The organism is Candidatus Nitrosotenuis uzonensis, assembly GCF_000723185.1.
GTDB lineage: Archaea > Thermoproteota > Nitrososphaeria > Nitrososphaerales > Nitrosopumilaceae > Nitrosotenuis > Nitrosotenuis uzonensis.
The window spans coordinates 276,937-294,010 of sequence record NZ_CBTY010000009.1 but is presented as its reverse complement, the minus strand read 5'-3'; the positions used below and the strand labels follow the sequence as shown (position 1 = coordinate 294,010).

Here is a 17,074-nt window from a genome sequence, read left to right as displayed (position 1 = left end):
TTATGCTATTTCTGCAATAGCAAAGCGTCTGCCAACTTGTGTGATCTTGACTTTGGTTTCTTGACCAGGCTGTCCGCCTTTCACAAATATGACAAATCCTTCGATTCGTGCTATTCCGTCGCCTTGTCTGCTTGTTTCAGTAATGGATACGTCGTACTCTTTTCCAGTTTCTACTGGTTTTGGAGTGTCGTCGAACTGTCTGTCGTTAAAACGTCTACGTCCGCCTCCTCTGTATCCGCCACCGCCAAATCTTCGATTTTGTCGATCGGAACTGTCGTTAAAGCTCATTTCTTACCTCCTTTTCGTCTTACCCTTTCTAAATTGACTGCTCATATATGTCAATTCGCTTGATTATCAGTAATTTGATGGTCCAGGGCGTAAAATACATCTTTATAATAAATAAATTTACAATTTTGCGATATTTGTTTGGATTTTCCAGTATTATTGTTTGCATTTTGCCGTTTACTATAAACAGATTTACAATTTTTGTATAAATTATGATATATATGTACAATGCATACACATAACATGACCTATTGCATAGAGTGTGGCGATGATGCCGAGGTCTGTTATTGCGGTAAAGAAGGGCAGCCTGCAGCAGATTATGTTGATTCTCCAACTGAAGAAATTCTTAGTCTAAAGTGCTACTGTGAAAAGCACAAACCAAAGTGAGGTGTCAAGTTGTCTCGCGCGTACGTACTCATCCACTGCGACATGGGGTATGAGGAGCATGTAATAGACTTTCTCAAGTCAATAAAGAGTATAAGTGAAGTTAACGGTGTTTTTGGCGCTTATGATATTGTTGTAAAGGCAGAGGCTCCTACCAGCGACGGGTTGGAAAATGTTGTGGCAAATATCAGAAAAAATCAGAGAATACGTTCAACCCTCACACTCCCTATAATAGAAGGACAGGGAAAGTCCTAGTTATCGTATATCATTAACTTCTTTTCTTCAAGAAGTGAGTGCAGGTTGTTTACAGATCTGTATACGTCCGCTTCTTTTTTTGCTCCTGTGCAGACAAGCTTGCCTGATGCAAACAGCAGAATAACCGTCTTGGGATCAAGCATTCTGTGTATGAGACCTGGAAACTGCTCTGGTTCATACATGCTCCTTGGAAGAGTCCTTGCCGCATGCTCTAGGTGAATCTTGCCACCAAGGTTGATTGCAGCCACTATGTTCTGCACTACTATCTCAGCATCATTTTTGATCTTGATTCCTCCTTTGCGGAGTTTTTCTACAACTGTCTGAACTGCCTTGATTGCCATCTCTTCTGATTTTGCTCCAGTACATACCATCTTGCCTGTTCTGAAAATAAGCGTGGCAGTTCTTGGTGATTTTAATCTGAACACAAGTCCTGGAAATTGGTCTGGGTGGTATTCAGTGTCAGGAAATTTCTTTGTAACTTCGTTTAGGTCGATTTTTTGATCAACTGATGCAGATGCAACTACATTCTCAATGCTTACTATGGGTTTTGTCTGTGGCAACTGCCGTTCTTAAATACCTCCTTTATATATACACAGAGCCTAATGATGGTTGATCCACTGGGTACGATATTCCTCATCAAAGATATCGGAGGCAATCTGCACGTCATTTGGCCCTGTAGCTCCAATCTGAACATCAAAAAGACCGAGTCTACCCTTGCATGGTATTGGTATTGAAAACGCCTTGGCATTTTTTAGCAAAAATCCGTATCTTTTTGAAGAAAACACGCTTGAGGCAAGATGATATCTGGCATCATCAATCCATTCTCTTTTGGCGCCGTATTTTTTCACGTCATACAGCGTGGCTTTACCTATTATTGCGCCCGTAACAAGATGTTTTCCTTCAACATGCAGCCTCCTACAATCACTTTTCCTTATTTTTAATGGTGCATGAATTAAGATATCGCCTCGGAAATTCGTATTCCAACTGCGTAACTCTATTTTCTTTTTACCTGATATTATCAGGTATGCAAAAGGCTGTGAGACTGACAGGCACTTGAACGATGTCATTACATTCTGATACTGCATCTATTAGGGCCCATCTCCAGGTCCGGAATCTGTGCCTGGGATACTGGAATCGTTCCCTTGTTAATCTTGATTATCATAGAATAGTTCATCGGTCTTGGGGTAGTAATGCTCACCACTTTTGAGACAAATGCAGCCTTGTCAAGATCAAGAAGAGGAAGCTTTTTTGCGTCTTTTATCGTGGTGACAAATAATCCTTCACTTGTAGGTTTTACCCCCTCGCCATGATGGGTTGGAAATACTTTGGCACTATCTGGGAATTTTAGAATCTTACTGTGAAGTGTTTCGTATAGGTTTGCCGCAAATTCCTCTGCCTTGTCTCTGAGGTCTGGCCTGCCTATTCCTTCAACAAACAGCGTATCGCCGCTGAAAATATACATATCATCAAGTGAAAACGACATACTGCCTTGCGTATGGCCAGGTGTGTGAATCGCCCTGAGATGTTTTGAGCCAAATGAAATGGTCATCCCATCCTCTACCTGCTCACTTTCCATCCTGTATTCCTCAAGCTTGCTAAGATACAGCTTTGCTCCAACAAGATGCGACAGATCTTTTGCAGCGGAAACATGATCAGCGTGTTGGTGGGTGTCTATCACCTTGGTGATTCTAAGACCTTCCTTTTGTGCAAATTCTACATATTTTGATGCAGGATGAGTCGGGTCTATTACCACTGCCTCGCCGTTTGATCCTACTATGTGCGAGAGGCATCCTTTTCCAACCTTCTCAACCTGTATTATTGTAACATCGCCTTCCTTTAGTGATGTGGCGTTTAGCACCTGGTTCCACATGGCCATGCCGCCAACAAGCGATGTTGCCTCTATTCCCTTTTGCGCTAATGCAAAAGTTGCAACCATGGAACGGTTTCCATGCGAGCATACGGTGACCACTTTTTTGTCCTTGGGTATTGATGATTCGTATCCTGATGAGAACAGTTGCGACAGTGGAATGTTGACAGCACCTGGAATCTTAAACTCTGAAAATTCTGAAGGCTCCCTTACATCTAGCAAAAACACATCCTCGTTTTTCTTGAGCGAATCCCACAGGCTATCACCGCTGATTGTTGTGTCCTGCGAGCTTTTCACTAGTTCTGATGTCCAACTTTTAATTCCGCCCTTCAGGTAATGTGCATCAAATCCGAATCTGGCCATCATAGTTGCGTTTTCCTTTGCTATCGTCTCGTCCTCATCTACAAGTATTATCTTCATGTGTGGCGGAAGCTTTGACATGATGACTTGTTTTTGCTGCATAGAGTCGCACACGGCGTTTGCGGCACCTTTTATGTGTCCTTCCAAATACTGCTGCTTTGATCTGATGTCAAGAACAAGCACTGGCGCTTTAGTTTCAATAATTCTGGCCAGCTCTTCAGGGCTTATCTCAAGTGGACTCATTCATTCTATGTCGTTTTCTGCCAAATTTAGAATTTTGGGTTCACCAAGACCAATATGAGAATATGTTCAACTGCAACTAGTTTGTCCGATTTAAAAAAACACAGACAATTAACAATTTTCCCTAAAATCCTACTGTGGGTATATTCATAGACGGTCACCATGTGGATGAAACCCTGCTTGCCAAGGCAAAGGAACAGGCAAACAAGGAATCGGGCAGGGATATTGCTACTCTAAGCATGCTTTACAATCCAAAGGATCAAGAACTTTACTGCATTATTGATGCCTCAGATGAGAAAACAATTCAACGATATCACGCAGAACTTGGCCTTGATTGCGACTTTGTCACCCCAGTAGAGCACATTCACACAAAAGCAGTCCAGAATGCCGAAAGGCTAAAAGCAATAGGCGAATTATCGGCCAGGCTTGCACACGATCTAAGAAACCCACTCTCGGTGATAAAAAATACCGTCGAGATAATGGAACACAAGCAACGACTCTCTATTGAAGACAGAATAGTCTATTTTGGAAGGTTGCACAGAGCAATAGATAGAATATCTCACCAAATTGAGGACGTTCTTGATTTTGTAAGGCCGATAAACCTGACACTACAAAACAATCTTGTCAACGAAATAATCGCATCTGCCATCGAGAAAATAACCGTGCCGGACTTGGTCAAGATCAATACACCTGCAAACTATGTGCATGCAGTATGTGACTTTACAAGAATGGAAGTTGCAATCAACAATCTTCTGATGAACGCAATTCAAGCTATGAACAATGCAGGACAGGTCGACGTTATACTAACTGAGAATCAAAAACAGGCCGTGATTCAGATAAAGGACAGGGGATGCGGCATACCTCAAGAAATAATGCCTAACATCTTTGAGCCGTTGTTTACGACAAAACAGGAAGGAACCGGTCTTGGGCTTGCCAGCTGCAAGAAAATAATAGAGCAGCACGGAGGAACAATTGAGGTATCAAGCGTTGTGGGAAAAGGAACTACCTTTACAATAACACTTCCAAAACAGTCGATACATCTGGAAAAACAGATCAACGAGAATAGCGAGGTTGCAGCCTAGTCTTGCAGAAAAAGCTAACTTGCTTGCAACACGCTGAGTACACGATTTGGTATGTCCTTTAATCTTGAGACTGCAAGCGTCCTTTCATAGTCAAGATATCTAAGATTGCTTGCAATCTTTGTGGCGCTAAAGGTATCGTGCCCTATGCCTATTGCCACCATCTTGATTCCAACTGACCTTAACGACTTTACCATGGCCCTTACCGCATCAGGATCGGACGGCTCTCCATCGGAGAGTGTCAAGAATATGTCCGGCTTCTTTGAGCGCAAAATAGGGTACATCTTCTGGTATACGTCGGCAAGGGGGGTGCCTCCATTTGCCTCTATCTGCGCCAATCTTTTTGCCGTCGCACTGTTCCATTTTGCATCCTCCGACTTGATGAGCCAGCAGACCACCTGCTTTTGCGAAGTGTTGAATGCGTAAACTGAGAACCGTATCTTCAGAAAGGAGAGAACTTCGCAAAGCGCCAGTGTTGCTTTCTTGTATTGCGTCTGAACGTCATTGATGCTTGAAGAATGGTCAAGCAAGATCACAATTTTTGCGTTTATCGACTTTTTGATATCTGTCAGAAACGGTTTGTAATGGCCCTCAACATACGATTCCTCATCGAACTCATCGCCGTTGATTACGTGCTGTTCCTTCCAGCTAGTCTTCCATTCCTTAAACTTTGTCTTCAGGTTGCTTATCAGGTCCTGATCGTAAATTCTGGTCTCATCAACGTTGGTCGAGCCTGGCACGTGTATGCCTATTGCTTCACTACCAAGTCCCTTGTTCTGGCTCTTACGCGTCTCCTCCCTTAACACCTTGAACTCTTCTGCCACCGCCTTTCCCTCAAGGACGTTTTTGACATCCACCTTGCCAAAATCAGCCTCGCGATTCTCAGCAATCTTGTTTACCGCCTTTACCAAATCCTGCTTTGTCACTGCAAGGCCTGGCGCCTTCCATGGAACTGAAAGCGGAATGGTGACAAGGGCGTCGATATCAAGAATACTAAGAATCTCTGGCACTTTTTTTTCCAGCCACTCGGTATCGTGTTTTTTTTCCAGCGCCTCCCCTACTATTTCCTTGGCACGTGCAGAAGCTCTTGTTATTTTTTCAGCATGACTTGGCTGTATCTCGCCCTTCACATCGCCGAATAAAAAATGCTGGTAGAATGCTTCGACAATCCTTGTTTTTCCAAGAACATTTGCAAGCTGCGGCCTGTAAATCCACTGGTAGGTATAACCGAAAATAATTTCCTCGTCCATTCCACGCCATATCTTTCTGCCTAAAAGCTCTATTCTTCTTGTCTCCAGCGTGTTCAAAATGAAGCCAAATGCATGATCGTTGCTGAGAATCTTTTTGCAGAATTTTACACGCATGGCCTCATACCATATGGAGACTCGGAACTGTCGATACCTTTCAAAGTCGTCTCCGATGTATCTTTCGGGAGAAACCAGGCTTATTTTGCTGTCCTTTATTTTCGTCTGCGTTTCCTTTTTGTCGGAAAACTCTACAACGACCTTCTCTCTTTCAGACCATCTTCTTGCCAGAAAAGTTGCGATCTCGACTAGCGTATCGTATCCTAAGCGTAATGACTGCATTATCTTCCAAACATAGATGTTATGATGTCGTTTACCTTCTGATACTCGACGCTTCCCCACTGGGCATAAACATTTCCAAACACAATGTCTGCTGCCTCCTTTGGACTAATTCCCAAATCCACAAGCTTTGCAAAAGCGATGGTTTCGCGCAGGCTCGGAGAGTAATACAACTCTTCTACCGCAGCTGCCTGCCTTAACACGTTTGCCAGCTTTATTCCTTGGATTATCTTATCATCATGATTTGCCGAGACGTGTCTTTTCACAATCTCCACTTCAGTTGCCTCAGGCGGATAGTCGAGCCTTATTCTCACAGGGAATCTGCTTAGCAGTTGCGGAGGAAGTTCCTTTGTGCCCACATGTGTGAGCGGGTTTATCGTCGCAATCACAAACCATCCCTTCTGCGCCTCTATCATCTCTCCTGTGGATTCTTTGAGTACAATCTGCCTTCTATCATCAAGTGCCTCATCAAGCCTTAGCAGAACGTCAGCCTCAGCAGCATTCAACTCATCAAGGTATAGTATACTGCCTTCCTTCATAGACTTTATCAAAATTCCCTCGTCAAATCCGATGTTTCCATCAGTCATCGTCTTTGTGCCTACAAGATGTGATTCGCGTGTCCTTAAGCTAAAGTTTATCGATTCAAGCTTTGTGCTTTTCCTTGCGGCAAACTCGCGCACAAGCGATGTCTTGCCCGTTCCTTTTGGGCCTATTATCAAAACAAAAAGTCCTGCATCAAATGCCTTGTCCAGAATCTCTATGGAGTTGTTCCAGTCCAGATATGTTGACTGCGCCTGCAACATTACTCTCTGGGAGTTTTCCATAACATAAAAACGATTGCGCTGTATGCGGAAGAAAAAATCAGTTGTTCCATTTTTCTAGCTGAACATACGATTCCTGCATGGCCTTTTGCAGCTTTTTACTCCATTCTTCAAAGCCCTCTGGACTTTTCGGATAGTTTCTATAGTGCTCTGTCAGCCACCTGTTCTGCTGTGTTGTGTATCGAAGACCGTCAGCAAGCTTTTTGTTAAGAGCTCCACGTATTATCATGCCCATCTTGCCTATCATGCTAAAGTCGGGGTGCTCACCGCGGCTGATTGCCTCAACGTCCATGTTTCCCAAAAAGTGCTTCATTCCATAGTTAATCTGCTCGTTTGTCAGCATCTGCAGCAGCCTCCTGAATACTTCAAGGCCTGCAGTTTTGTATCCGTATTCTCTGACATAATCCACATTGTACTGCCAGAGGCCTTTCTCTGTGACATCGCCTGACTCTATTGCATCAACTACGTTCTTTCCTATTATGGTACCAGCAATGAGGGCAGGCCCTATTCCGCCTGCATCAAGAGGCTTTGGCATCCATGCGGAATCTCCCACCAGCATGAATCCGTTTGCAACCATGCAATCGTTTTGTCTTCTTACTGAGACTTGAAAGTTTCCAGTTGCATTGTGAGCGTCTTCTGGATCTGTAGACAGCCTAGGATTTCTAATGGCCCTGTTTCGCGCAACGTACTGATTTATCAGACCTGTGACATCGTCGTGTTTTCCAAGTCTTTTGTTTCTTTTATCCAGTAATGTCTTTTCAACTCCGAGTCCGATGTTGACTTTGTTGGGACCCTTGGGAAAAACCCAGCCGTATCCTCCCGGAGCTATGTCCTGATCAAGATGAATCAGACAGTAATCAGGATCAAACTCGGTGAGATCTTCTTCTCCCTTGTCAAAATACATGATGTGTCTGCCTGTCGATTCCAAGTCAGTCCTGTCTATTTTCTTCTCCATCTTCGTGGTGTTCCTAATTCCGTTTCGCAGCATCGAGGTGACTCCGGTGGCATCAATTACGACCTTGGCAGTTTTCCTGTATGGCTGGTTGGTCTTCTTGTCCAGTCCTTCGACACCGACTACTTGGTTGCCCTCGTAAACAAGTCCTGTCAAGTTTATCTCAAAATCGACATTGATTCCGCGCTTGAGGGCCTCTCTGTACTGGCTTTGCGGAAGCTGCTGGCGGTTGAGCAAGTATCCATCACCATCAAATGGAATTGCAGTTTCCCTGTCAGGAGATAATGCCATGACGCCCTTTACCCTGTGCTCGATTTCCGGCTTGCCCCAGACTGACTTTATTCTTGTACCCATATAGTCAACTGCCTCCTTGGAGACTGCATCTCCGCAGACCCAGCCGTTAATCGATTTGCGGCCAAGCAGTATTGGCGGGTTCCTGTCTATTACTAAAATTGATATTCTTTGATTAGAGTAATGCGCAGCAGACTGTGCTGCAACCATTCCGGCAAGTCCTCCCCCAGCAACAATCAGGTCATAATCGGTTTTCAACTATCAGACAGCTGAAACATCATTATTTAAAATAATGCACAAGGTTGATTTTTTGGGTCAGATCGTCGCGGCGTCTTCACAGCTGCGTTTGCTCAGACTGGAGCGGCTTTGTAGCTCTTCATTCCCATACCTATACTATTTGAAATGATATTAAATGGTGCCTCTCAAAATCTCCGAGTATGTCTTGGACAGATTCTTCTGGCTGTAAACGGGAGTGTATATTCGCAGCTTGACTGGATCCTCATCTCCAAGTACAATTCTTTTTTGTACCAGTCCCTGCTTTGATATCCTCAAAAATAACGACGAGTCGTCACACCTGCTTTCAATGTCCTCCAATATCATCTCGACATCGGATTGTGAAATGCCAGATACGAGAGTCTTTACAAACTGCCTTGATTTTTTCTTTTTCAGCTTGGCCTGGAGCAATGTTATGGGATTGTCAAAGTGGCCTCGCAGGTCCTGAGACACAAAGTCCTCCACATCTAGATCAAACACATCTTTGAATGCATCGAATATTTTCTGCGGATCTTCTGTTGCATGAACAATGACTTGGATGTCTACCTCAAGCCGTTTTTCCATGAGTGAAAAATTATGCCTGCAGCAGTGCTACTTCGGCTTCAGCGGTTCTGATCAGCTTTACTTTTTCCAGTCCTACATGTCTCATGCGTATGACTTTTTTTGCCGCAGCCATGATATCGGAGTTTATCTTTCCATAACATGTTGCCTGCACAAACTGGTCTATTGTCATCTCTTGTATGTTCTTGCTCATCACGTCCTTTGCAATCAGTCTTAACGCGTGCTTTCTTGACGTGTTGAGCTTTTTGTGAGTCAGGGCGATCACCTTGATTCTAAAGATATAATTGTCTTTTGTTTTTACATCCATAACATAGTTGACCTTGCTTGATCCTCTTCTGATGAGGCTTCTGAGGAACTCTTTTGCGTACTCGTATCTTTTGAAAATGGAATATGCCTTGTCTCCTTCAATCTTGACTATTTGAAAGTAAATCTTGTATTGGTACTGTGATGGGTCTCCTTTCAGTATGTCAAAAAGCGTAACCTCGACCACACGACCTATTGCCTTCTGCTCGTCAGTTATCGGTATGTATGCTAGCGGGGCGTTGTTAAACGATTCTGGGGCAATTACTGTGACCCATTTTTTCTCACGCCACTTGTCCTTTACTTTTCCGCCCTTTCTTCGAGCCAATTACTAACGGCGTCTAAATCCAAAATATAAGTTATGAGATGATATCTGAACCAAGATATTTTTGCAGCGGCCTTGGCACATCAAAATGGCCGTCCTTTGCCTGAAAGTTCTCCATTATGGCAACAAGCGTTCTTGTGGTGGCAACAAGCGTGCTATTGAGCGAATGGACGTACTGGGTCTGATCGTTGGTCTTGTCCCGGAATCTTATCTTGAGGCGTCTTGTCTGAAAGTCAAGGCAGTTGGAGCAGGAAACCATCTCGCGGTATGCATTCTGTCCGGCCATCCACCCTTCGATATCGTATGTCTTTGCGGAAACCTTGCCAAGATCACCGCTTGATAGGAGCATGACGCGGTATGGTATTCCAAGACTTTGGTAGAATTCTTCTGCAACTGCAAGCATCCTTTCGTGCTCTGTCCATGATTCCTCTGGTCTTGCAAATACATACTGCTCGACCTTCTCAAACTGGTGCACGCGGAATATGCCCTTCTGGTCGCGTCCGTGGGCACCTGCCTCCTTTCTAAAGCAAGGACTCACGCCAGCATAACGTATAGGAAGATCCTTTCCATCAAGTATCTCATCCGAATGCATGGCAGCTATTGCATGCTCTGATGTTCCAATTAAAAACAGGTCTTCGTCCTGCACCTTGTATATTACATTTGCAAAGTCGTCTGCAATTATTGCTCCTTCCATCGAGCTTTTGTTTATCATGTATGGTGGCTGAACTGGCGTGTATCCTTTTTTTTCCAAAAAGTCAAGGGCATATCCTATGAGTGCGTGGTTTAGCTTTACAAGTGATTTTTTCAGATAGTAAAATCTAGCACCGGCTGTCTTTGCAGCCCTTTCAAGGTCCACAAGATCAAGGCTCTGTGATATGTCGATGTGATCCCTTACTTGGAAATCAAAGATTGGCACTGTGCCCCACCTTCTTACCTCTTTGTTTGCCGATTCATCAGGGCCTATTGGAACTGATTCGTGGACAAGATTGGGAATGGTCAGAGCAAGCCTGGAGTAATCTGATTCTACTTTTTGTTGTTCTACCTCAAGGGACTGGAGTTCCTCTGATACCTGTTGCATCTGCAAAATTGCAGAGCTTGCATCAGTGCCAGATTTTTTTCTGGTAGCTATTTCCACCGCCACGATGTTCTTTTTCTTTCTCAGCTCGTCAGTTCTTACAATAAGCTCGCGCCTTTGCGCATCAAGCCTTAGCAGGAGATCAAGGTCGTACTCGACATTCCGGTCCCTGAGCATTTTTTTGATAATCTCCGGCTTTTCCTTGATGATCTTAGGATCAAGCATTCACTCTATCACCCTGAGCGCCATCTGCACGTGCGCCAACACTTCGTCGATAGTCGATGTGAGTTTTTTCATATTATCAGTACTCTGGAAGTTAAAAACAAGTGCGTTATCAAGATTTTCCACGGTAAGGGAGAGGCCTTTGGGAAAATCCACATTGTCCGGTTCCAAGGCGTTCTTAATCGCAGCAGCCTTTTTTTCCGAAATGTTACTTAATGTTATTCTGATTTTGGCTTCCATTTACACTATCTTCTATAAAGTCCAAAAACCCGTCAAGCTTATCTTTTGTTATTTTTGCCCCCGCCGCTCCATCGTGCCCACCGCCTATTCCGTTGAACTTTGCCGCCCCCGTCTTCATCAGGACGCTCAAATTGACATGACTCTTGCATCCAATCGACTTTCTTGACGAGAACTTGATCGTGTTCTCCTCACCGTTGGTTCTCAAGATGACTATCTTGCCGGCATTCTTTGGTGAGCCAGCAAGAAGCGACGATATGGTTCCGGTCATGGTCTCTGGAATGATTCCCTCTCCATTTACCATGATGCAGTTAGCTGAGCCGCTTATTCTCCATCTCTCATTGCTCAGAATGTTCATGTAGTCGCGAATCATCTTTCGGTATTCTACAAGTATGTTCTCGCCTTCCTGCAGCATCCTGTTCCTATCGCCCATGCAGATTGCAATGCCGACTCCTGCCCTTCCTATCCTGCCGCAAGAATTGAGCATGGTGGAAAACTCGCGAGCATCCCTAAGGAAGCTGCGCCTTTCCTCGCTGGGAAACGTGTATGTGTATCCAATTAGCTCTTCCATTATCTGCGATGCGTTCTGCGAGCTTGCATATTTTGTGATTGCCTCGATCAACTGACGCTTCTCATCGTCTGTAAGGTCCGACGGTGTCCTCCATCGCCCTCCATCCTTTAGGCCGATTCCAGCCGACGTGAGCAATGAGATGCAGGCATCTCTGTTCCATGTCAATCCCTCTATGAACGGCTGGGACGTGAATGCAAGCGAATCAACAAGAGGGCGCGTCTCGCGTCCTACTAGCAGCAGGTCCATGTCTACCTGAAGATGACCTGCCGACTTGGCCTCCTCGGCGATCTCGGCATTCTTTCCATTGAATGATTTTTTCTCGCCAACATCCTGTCTGTCGCCAAGCGCTGATACCACTGCTATCTGGGCCAAGTCGGAGTTGTTCCTGTCAATTGACTTTGCCGCAAGGTAAGCCATTCCTCCGGCACAAATCTCCGAGCCTCCATCGATTCCATATTTCCAAGCATTGATGACCCGTGGATTATCGTGCTCTTCAGGTGGTATCTCATGGTGATCCAGGACAAACCAGTTATGGCCTAATGCCTCGTCAAGCTGTCCTGCGAATCCGCCGCCAAGGTCTGTGATGATGTAAAAGTCTCGCCCATCTGAGCGCATCTGTCTTATTACTTCATGACTCATCTCCTTTGCAGTCTTGGCAGTCACCTTTGCACCTGCGCGTATGAGCGACTTTGTTATTATGCTGCCAGATGTTATGCCGTCACAGTCAATGTGGGTGATAATCTGAATATCTTTTTTTGATTTGATTAACTCGGATAAACGATCAGAAAAGTTTGAAAGAGACTCGTCCAGACTTTGCACCATTACTCAAGCTGAGCTACTACTGACTTATATTTCCAGTTTTGAGGCAGCACCCCGATTTTCTTATAGTATGTGGATATTCTGTGCACCTTTGCTTCCACGAGCTCAAGCGATCTGACGTTTCTCTTATCAGAGTTATTGCTCTTTAGGTGTCTTTGCAAATTGACTGCCTTTTTGACAATGTTGTTCAGGTCTTCTGGGAGTTCCGGTTTTATCCCGTTGTCCTCAAGTATCTTTTTGACCGATTTTTTGACTATGGGCTTTACAAGCGGAACTGCATGCTGGTCTCTGAGCTTTATGCCAATCTGGCTCATCGGCACGCCGTCCTTGCCGTACTTTACAACCAGCTCCTCGATCTCCTTTGGATCTGATATCCAGGATGGAGTCCTGTATGAGATCGGCCTTGTGGAATGAGATTGACCGTGTCTGTGTGTATGTACGCGTCCCATGTGGGAGGTGGATTCTGGTTCAAACATAAACGTTGCCCCGACAATTAACAAAATTGCCAATTAGAAAAAAGTTAAATAGAAACCTTGGCCCCCATGACAACAGGTAAACACTATGAATAAGACATTATTTGGAACCGCAATCCTCGCATTTGCCATCATTTCAGTTGGAATGGTGACACAGCAAGCATTTGCCCAGTACATGGGAAATGTTGACCCAGCTGGAAAGACGGGCAAGAACACACTCGAGGAGACGCTCAAACTCCAAAGAGAAAGAGTAGAATACGCACAAGAAAACCCAGCTACAGGTTCTGGAACTCCATACCTTGCAGCTGATGGTGTATTGGGCGCATCTGCAATCGCAGCAGCTGTCTTTGGCGGAATCGCAGCGGCATTCTTTGTCAGAGCACGCTCTGGCAGATATGCAGCACAAGGACGAGGATAAACCAACCTCCTTTTTCCATTTTATTAATCCAACCTACCGGTAGCGGCGATCATTTGCCAAACTCGCCTGTCAGAGAAATGTATATATCGCACATTAATAGGTTGTATCTCAATGACTCCATTACTCGGTACAGTGTATAGCATTCTGTCTACCGTATTTGGACAACTAGGACCAAACTATGACCCATTATTCTACGATGTAATGGTATACATATTTGGTACCATGATGTTTACTATATTCCTCCTGGGAATCATAGCATACTGGCTTAGAGTTCACGGCTGGTCATACAAAGACAACCGTGAAAGATGGGTTGACGAACTAGACAGACACTTTGAAAGAGAAGGTATCGGATTGATACCAGACAACGGAAAGTACTGGTAAAACTCTCTTTTCATTCTTTTTAGATTTTATTTTATTCTCAATCAAATCTGCTTTGCCAAACGGCATTTGCGCACTTTACTTGGGCGGTGCAAAGTCCCTATCCTGGAACTCGTCATATGCTTTTGATATGAATTCCGCTCTATAGTGGGCACCGTCGACTAGAGGGGTGCGGATAAAGTCTGCGGACTCTTTTCCATCCATGAATATTTTTGATTTGGATTCCTGCATATCTCTTAGTGGGAACTCCCACATCCACAAAAAGTGGCCTATCTCAAAGGGGTACTCTTCAGTCCATGCCGCATAGATGGTGCCGTCGTTAGAAAGCGTATAAAGCGACCTCTGGCAACCTTCTTTGAATCCGACTTGGGCCGGTATTGGATACTTTTGTTTGTCAACGTATACTTCGAGCGTGGCAGTTATCACAAATCTTGTATCTCTGTCATTTATGCAGACTTTGAGCGGGTTGTCTTGGTTTAACACAACCTGGATGCCAGAGCTTGCAGCGGCAACTCCGACGCCTACTATGGCAGTCATGATGAGATATTTTAGCGTCTTTTTGCGCTTGCTTGGGTCTCCCATTCCGGGCCAGATCATACTGGTGGCATGAACGGAATGGCATAAAGTCGTTTCTAAGCGAGTTCTAATAAAATGAAAAAGAGGTGTTAGGTTGGTTTAGATTACTTGCCAGGGGCGAGTTGCAAACGTGATCACGTAGCCAACTGCAATGATTATTGATTGGTACATGATGTTTGTGTATGGAATTGGTTTTAGTATTGGTTCACCAGATACTACAACTGTTTGTCCTGGGCCTAATCCTGGTCCAACACTAGCTACATTAAGCTGTGTGTGTACGTGGTATACGCCTGGCTCTAATGCCTTGGCTCTGATTTCGTAATCGATAACAGCGTTACCTGGTATCTGGAAGACGTTTCCTGGTGGGCTTCTTGCTAGAATTTCCCATCTGTTGCCTGCGTTGGTGGACTCTGAGAATATAGAGTTCCATCCTCTGAGGTCTCTTTCAACCAGACTGACGAACTTGCCACTAATGACCAGCTCTTCACCTGTGTTGAGTGACTGTCTGTTGAATGTCTCGTCTTCAATCTTTACGAAACGGCTTTGAAGTTGTGCCTGTACACCGTGTGCTTCTGCATTTTGGACCATCTGTGCCACGTGTGGACCAAATGTTCCTAGTGCTAAAATCACACCGAGCGCTACTACGAATATTTTCTTGTCGACCATAGTTATCCCGTTAATTAATCAAAAACTAACATAGAACGATATATGTTTTACCGTTGTTGTCATGCGGTGATCATAAGATGGTATAGATATGCTGTTGATCTTGCTGTGCTACATCAATGTTGAACATAGAAAATGTCAAAACATGACTATAAAAAAATTACGAAGGATGAATTCAGTATGAATGATAAGTATATTTTTTATCATGGTTTTTTGTAATTTTTTTAAGAATTTTGACTAAAAAATAACTCATGTTTTATATATGAAAGACAAACAATCTCTCTCATGGCACAGATGCCGGCATTAATCCCAAAAGAAGTTGAGATCCAGAGACTAAAGAAGATCTGGCTCATCGTCATCGCAATGGGATCCACAGCAGCATCAGTGGAAGTAGACAACTTTGTAGACGGCTCTCTACATCAAACCTCTATCAGAGACTCTGCGTTCACTCCAGCACACTGGTGGTTGTACTCACACTTTGTAGCACTACCACTAGGTTGGGGAGCAGTAGCAATCTATGATAGAAGAGTACCAATCCTCAGAGGCCCGAACAACTCGATGAACACTGGCCTGAAGATGACCATTCTTGGTTACCTTGCAACCATGTTCACGATCGGAGTCAACGAGATGTGGCACTTTTGGTTCGTAGAGGAAATCTTCGCAGTTCCAAACCACTGGATGTTCAACATGGGTGTCGTCGTAGCCTTCATGGGCGCTCTAGCATATGTCGTTAGAGTATACGCACGACTGGTCGAACTAGGTGCAGAAACACCAGGTGAGAACCCATATGTTGCTGAAATGTACAAGATGGCCCTAGAAGGCAAACTGTACAGCAGATCCATCCCATAAGCGAAAACCGCTTTTTTCTTATTTTTATTATAAAGGCCTAGATCGGCCGGTCTTGCGTTTTGTAGAAAGGCTTAAAAGTATTCTGCCGGTTACTAAACCAAATGACTCTACCAAAAGGATTTGGCTCAGGTGGCGGAGGCGCAACCAGTGCTGACGTAGAGAAGATGATTGGTCGTCGTGTAGAAAACATGACAGGCATAATCACGCTTTCATACATAGCAGCATGGCTGGCAACATTTGGTGGAACAGCTGCAGGATACTTCTATTATCCTTGGGCTTATCCAACACCAAGCGGTCACTACGCCTTTATCGTCCTGACAATAGTTGAAGCAATCGGTTATCTCTTCTGTGTTAAAGTAATGGAAGAGGGCACCAAGAAGAAGAGCAACGGCATCGTCGGTGCTGCGCTTGGTGGAACCGCTGTTGGAACGATCTTAATATCCCTATTCGTCGGCGTATAGGGAAAGTTCCCGACTTTTTCTTATTTTTAATTCTCTTCTACAACATACCGATCTTCATAATTGTCTAAAATTTTATATACTCAGGGTATCTGTAGGGGATTAATGGTCTGGCTTAGACGATGTACTCACTACTTGTTCATAGTAGTGGTTGCAGTCAACTCTACCCTGCTAACAATTAATGCAGGAGACTACATCTTCTACACTGACTGGGCCTGGACTTCGTTTGTCGTATTCTCAATATCGCAAACACTGATGTTAGTAGTCGGCGCATGCTACTATCTGACATTCACAGGAGTTCCAGGAACGGCAACGTATTACGCGTTGATCATGACTGTCTATACGTGGGTTGCCAAAGGTGCATGGTTTGCACTCGGTTATCCATACGACTTCATTGTCACACCAGTTTGGCTACCATCAGCAATGCTGCTGGATCTGGCATACTGGGCAACAAAGAAGAACAAGCACTCGCTGATACTATTCGGCGGTGTAATGGCAGGACTATCATTGCCGCTGTTCAACATGGTCAACTTGATCACGGTTGCTGACCCGTTAGAGACTGCATTCAAATATCCAAGACCAACACTGCCTCCATACATGACTCCGATCGAGCCCGCTGTAGGCAAATTCTATAACAGTCCAGTTGCACTCGGTGCAGGCGCAGGTGCCGTACTATCGGTAACTATGGCCGCGTTGGGATGCAAGCTAAATACGTGGACGTATAGATGGATGGCAGCTTGGTCCAAGTGGGACTAAAAC

23 protein-coding genes are annotated in these 17,074 nt (G+C 44.5%); 8 read left to right on the top strand and 15 right to left on the bottom strand.

Annotated elements, in window-relative coordinates; genetic code table 11:
- A complete protein-coding gene (locus NITUZ_RS10380; RefSeq protein WP_048196572.1) occupies positions 1-288 on the bottom strand; it encodes a TRAM domain-containing RNA chaperone in 288 nt (95 codons plus the stop codon).
- A 225-nt stretch (positions 289-513) separates the two neighbouring features.
- Here NITUZ_RS10380 and NITUZ_RS10025 point away from each other — a divergent pair, with 225 nt between their 5' ends.
- Together NITUZ_RS10025 and NITUZ_RS06925 are read left to right on the top strand one after the other, a co-directional pair.
- Complete coding sequence (locus tag NITUZ_RS10025; RefSeq protein ID WP_155991458.1) at positions 514-672, top strand: hypothetical protein; 159 nt, start codon at positions 514-516, stop codon at positions 670-672.
- 9 nt (positions 673-681) lie between these two features.
- Entirely contained in the window at positions 682-924 is a 243-nt protein-coding gene (locus NITUZ_RS06925) for an Lrp/AsnC ligand binding domain-containing protein (RefSeq protein ID WP_048196570.1), read from the top strand.
- On the opposite strand, the gene NITUZ_RS06920 is transcribed toward NITUZ_RS06925, so the two are convergent.
- From NITUZ_RS06920 to NITUZ_RS06910, 3 genes are read right to left on the bottom strand one after another with little or no spacing between them, the layout of a single operon-like run.
- Positions 921-1,484, bottom strand: coding sequence for a TATA-box-binding protein (locus NITUZ_RS06920; protein WP_048196569.1), 564 nt, complete (start codon positions 1,482-1,484; stop codon positions 921-923). The two genes, NITUZ_RS06925 and NITUZ_RS06920, sit on opposite strands and share 4 nt — an antisense overlap.
- Positions 1,485-1,523: 39 nt before the next feature.
- Positions 1,524-2,009, bottom strand: coding sequence for an ASCH domain-containing protein (locus NITUZ_RS06915; RefSeq protein ID WP_244443836.1), 486 nt, complete (start codon positions 2,007-2,009; stop codon positions 1,524-1,526).
- Positions 1,991-3,394 carry a rhodanese-like domain-containing protein gene (locus NITUZ_RS06910; protein WP_048196568.1) on the bottom strand — a complete coding sequence of 468 codons (1,404 nt, stop codon included), beginning with the start codon at positions 3,392-3,394 and terminating at the stop codon, positions 1,991-1,993. Before NITUZ_RS06910 ends, NITUZ_RS06915 begins: the two co-directional genes overlap by 19 nt.
- A gap of 134 nt (positions 3,395-3,528) precedes the next feature.
- Between NITUZ_RS06910 and NITUZ_RS06905 the strand changes: the two genes are divergently transcribed.
- The gene (locus tag NITUZ_RS06905; protein WP_048196567.1) at positions 3,529-4,473 is read left to right on the top strand and encodes a sensor histidine kinase; all 945 of its coding nucleotides are present in this window, start codon (positions 3,529-3,531) and stop codon (positions 4,471-4,473) included.
- Between the two features lie 14 nt (positions 4,474-4,487).
- Here NITUZ_RS06905 and NITUZ_RS06900 read toward each other — a convergent pair whose 3' ends face one another.
- The 9 genes from NITUZ_RS06900 to NITUZ_RS06860 form a co-directional block, all read right to left on the bottom strand.
- Positions 4,488-6,056: a vWA domain-containing protein gene (locus NITUZ_RS06900; protein WP_048196566.1), complete on the bottom strand. Its 1,569-nt coding sequence runs from the start codon at positions 6,054-6,056 to the stop codon at positions 4,488-4,490.
- Positions 6,056-6,856, bottom strand: a complete 801-nt coding sequence (locus NITUZ_RS06895; RefSeq protein ID WP_155991455.1) for an AAA family ATPase — start codon at positions 6,854-6,856, stop codon at positions 6,056-6,058. The genes NITUZ_RS06900 and NITUZ_RS06895 overlap by 1 nt, the downstream gene beginning before the upstream one ends.
- 58 nt (positions 6,857-6,914) lie before the next feature.
- Positions 6,915-8,327 (bottom strand): NAD(P)/FAD-dependent oxidoreductase, encoded by a 1,413-nt coding sequence (locus NITUZ_RS06890; protein WP_048196995.1) that lies wholly within the window; start codon positions 8,325-8,327, stop codon positions 6,915-6,917.
- Positions 8,328-8,525: 198 nt separating this feature from the next.
- A complete protein-coding gene (locus tag NITUZ_RS06885; RefSeq protein ID WP_048196564.1) occupies positions 8,526-8,954 on the bottom strand; it encodes an RNA-binding domain-containing protein in 429 nt (142 codons plus the stop codon).
- A gap of 10 nt (positions 8,955-8,964) precedes the next feature.
- Positions 8,965-9,579 (bottom strand): 30S ribosomal protein S3ae, encoded by a 615-nt coding sequence (locus tag NITUZ_RS06880; protein ID WP_048196563.1) that lies wholly within the window; start codon positions 9,577-9,579, stop codon positions 8,965-8,967.
- A gap of 31 nt (positions 9,580-9,610) precedes the next feature.
- Complete coding sequence (gene serS / locus NITUZ_RS06875) at positions 9,611-10,876, bottom strand: serine--tRNA ligase (protein WP_048196562.1); 1,266 nt, start codon at positions 10,874-10,876, stop codon at positions 9,611-9,613.
- The gene (locus NITUZ_RS06870; protein WP_244443835.1) at positions 10,877-11,113 is read right to left on the bottom strand and encodes a KEOPS complex subunit Pcc1; all 237 of its coding nucleotides are present in this window, start codon (positions 11,111-11,113) and stop codon (positions 10,877-10,879) included.
- Complete coding sequence (recJ, locus tag NITUZ_RS06865) at positions 11,082-12,503, bottom strand: RecJ family nuclease (RefSeq protein ID WP_048196561.1); 1,422 nt, start codon at positions 12,501-12,503, stop codon at positions 11,082-11,084. The genes NITUZ_RS06870 and recJ overlap by 32 nt, the downstream gene beginning before the upstream one ends.
- Positions 12,503-12,949 (bottom strand): 30S ribosomal protein S15, encoded by a 447-nt coding sequence (locus tag NITUZ_RS06860; protein ID WP_048196989.1) that lies wholly within the window; start codon positions 12,947-12,949, stop codon positions 12,503-12,505. The genes recJ and NITUZ_RS06860 overlap by 1 nt, the downstream gene beginning before the upstream one ends.
- Positions 12,950-13,061: 112 nt before the next feature.
- On the opposite strand from NITUZ_RS06860, the gene NITUZ_RS06855 reads away from it, so the two are divergent.
- Together NITUZ_RS06855 and NITUZ_RS06850 are read left to right on the top strand one after the other, a co-directional pair.
- Positions 13,062-13,391 carry a hypothetical protein gene (locus tag NITUZ_RS06855; protein WP_048196560.1) on the top strand — a complete coding sequence of 110 codons (330 nt, stop codon included), beginning with the start codon at positions 13,062-13,064 and terminating at the stop codon, positions 13,389-13,391.
- A 111-nt stretch (positions 13,392-13,502) separates the two neighbouring features.
- The gene (locus NITUZ_RS06850; protein ID WP_048196559.1) at positions 13,503-13,772 is read left to right on the top strand and encodes a hypothetical protein; all 270 of its coding nucleotides are present in this window, start codon (positions 13,503-13,505) and stop codon (positions 13,770-13,772) included.
- 75 nt (positions 13,773-13,847) lie between these two features.
- Here the strand turns inward: NITUZ_RS06850 and NITUZ_RS06845 are convergent, their stop codons facing one another.
- Positions 13,848-14,366 carry a hypothetical protein gene (locus NITUZ_RS06845; protein ID WP_048196558.1) on the bottom strand — a complete coding sequence of 173 codons (519 nt, stop codon included), beginning with the start codon at positions 14,364-14,366 and terminating at the stop codon, positions 13,848-13,850.
- 78 nt (positions 14,367-14,444) lie between these two features.
- Positions 14,445-15,011 (bottom strand): methane monooxygenase/ammonia monooxygenase subunit B, encoded by a 567-nt coding sequence (locus NITUZ_RS06840; RefSeq protein ID WP_048196557.1) that lies wholly within the window; start codon positions 15,009-15,011, stop codon positions 14,445-14,447.
- 282 nt (positions 15,012-15,293) lie between these two features.
- Here NITUZ_RS06840 and NITUZ_RS06835 point away from each other — a divergent pair, with 282 nt between their 5' ends.
- From NITUZ_RS06835 to NITUZ_RS06825, 3 genes are all read left to right on the top strand, one after another.
- On the top strand, positions 15,294-15,857 hold the full coding sequence (locus NITUZ_RS06835; RefSeq protein ID WP_048196556.1) for a methane monooxygenase/ammonia monooxygenase subunit C: 564 nt from the start codon (positions 15,294-15,296) through the stop codon (positions 15,855-15,857).
- A gap of 101 nt (positions 15,858-15,958) precedes the next feature.
- On the top strand, positions 15,959-16,318 hold the full coding sequence (locus NITUZ_RS06830; protein WP_048196555.1) for a hypothetical protein: 360 nt from the start codon (positions 15,959-15,961) through the stop codon (positions 16,316-16,318).
- Positions 16,319-16,420: 102 nt separating this feature from the next.
- A complete protein-coding gene (locus NITUZ_RS06825) occupies positions 16,421-17,071 on the top strand; it encodes an ammonia monooxygenase family protein (protein WP_048196554.1) in 651 nt (216 codons plus the stop codon).
- The last annotated feature ends 3 nt before the right edge of the window (positions 17,072-17,074 follow it).

Coding starts and splice junctions, on each gene's coding strand:
- NITUZ_RS10380 (WP_048196572.1), bottom strand. CDS start 288: ATGAGCTTTAACGACAGTTCCGATCGACAAAATCGAAGATTTGGCGGT.
- NITUZ_RS10025 (WP_155991458.1), top strand. CDS start 514: ATGCATACACATAACATGACCTATTGCATAGAGTGTGGCGATGATGCC.
- NITUZ_RS06915 (WP_244443836.1), bottom strand. CDS start 2,009: ATGCAGTATCAGAATGTAATGACATCGTTCAAGTGCCTGTCAGTCTCA.
- NITUZ_RS06910 (WP_048196568.1), bottom strand. CDS start 3,394: ATGAGTCCACTTGAGATAAGCCCTGAAGAGCTGGCCAGAATTATTGAA.
- NITUZ_RS06900 (WP_048196566.1), bottom strand. CDS start 6,056: ATGCAGTCATTACGCTTAGGATACGATACGCTAGTCGAGATCGCAACT.
- NITUZ_RS06895 (WP_155991455.1), bottom strand. CDS start 6,856: ATGTTGCAGGCGCAGTCAACATATCTGGACTGGAACAACTCCATAGAG.
- NITUZ_RS06890 (WP_048196995.1), bottom strand. CDS start 8,327: ATGGTTGCAGCACAGTCTGCTGCGCATTACTCTAATCAAAGAATATCA.
- NITUZ_RS06885 (WP_048196564.1), bottom strand. CDS start 8,954: ATGGAAAAACGGCTTGAGGTAGACATCCAAGTCATTGTTCATGCAACA.
- serS (WP_048196562.1), bottom strand. CDS start 10,876: ATGCTTGATCCTAAGATCATCAAGGAAAAGCCGGAGATTATCAAAAAA.
- NITUZ_RS06870 (WP_244443835.1), bottom strand. CDS start 11,113: ATGGAAGCCAAAATCAGAATAACATTAAGTAACATTTCGGAAAAAAAG.
- recJ (WP_048196561.1), bottom strand. CDS start 12,503: ATGGTGCAAAGTCTGGACGAGTCTCTTTCAAACTTTTCTGATCGTTTA.
- NITUZ_RS06860 (WP_048196989.1), bottom strand. CDS start 12,949: ATGGGACGCGTACATACACACAGACACGGTCAATCTCATTCCACAAGG.
- NITUZ_RS06855 (WP_048196560.1), top strand. CDS start 13,062: ATGAATAAGACATTATTTGGAACCGCAATCCTCGCATTTGCCATCATT.
- NITUZ_RS06850 (WP_048196559.1), top strand. CDS start 13,503: ATGACTCCATTACTCGGTACAGTGTATAGCATTCTGTCTACCGTATTT.
- NITUZ_RS06845 (WP_048196558.1), bottom strand. CDS start 14,366: ATGATCTGGCCCGGAATGGGAGACCCAAGCAAGCGCAAAAAGACGCTA.
- NITUZ_RS06840 (WP_048196557.1), bottom strand. CDS start 15,011: ATGGTCGACAAGAAAATATTCGTAGTAGCGCTCGGTGTGATTTTAGCA.
- NITUZ_RS06835 (WP_048196556.1), top strand. CDS start 15,294: ATGGCACAGATGCCGGCATTAATCCCAAAAGAAGTTGAGATCCAGAGA.
- NITUZ_RS06830 (WP_048196555.1), top strand. CDS start 15,959: ATGACTCTACCAAAAGGATTTGGCTCAGGTGGCGGAGGCGCAACCAGT.
- NITUZ_RS06825 (WP_048196554.1), top strand. CDS start 16,421: ATGGTCTGGCTTAGACGATGTACTCACTACTTGTTCATAGTAGTGGTT.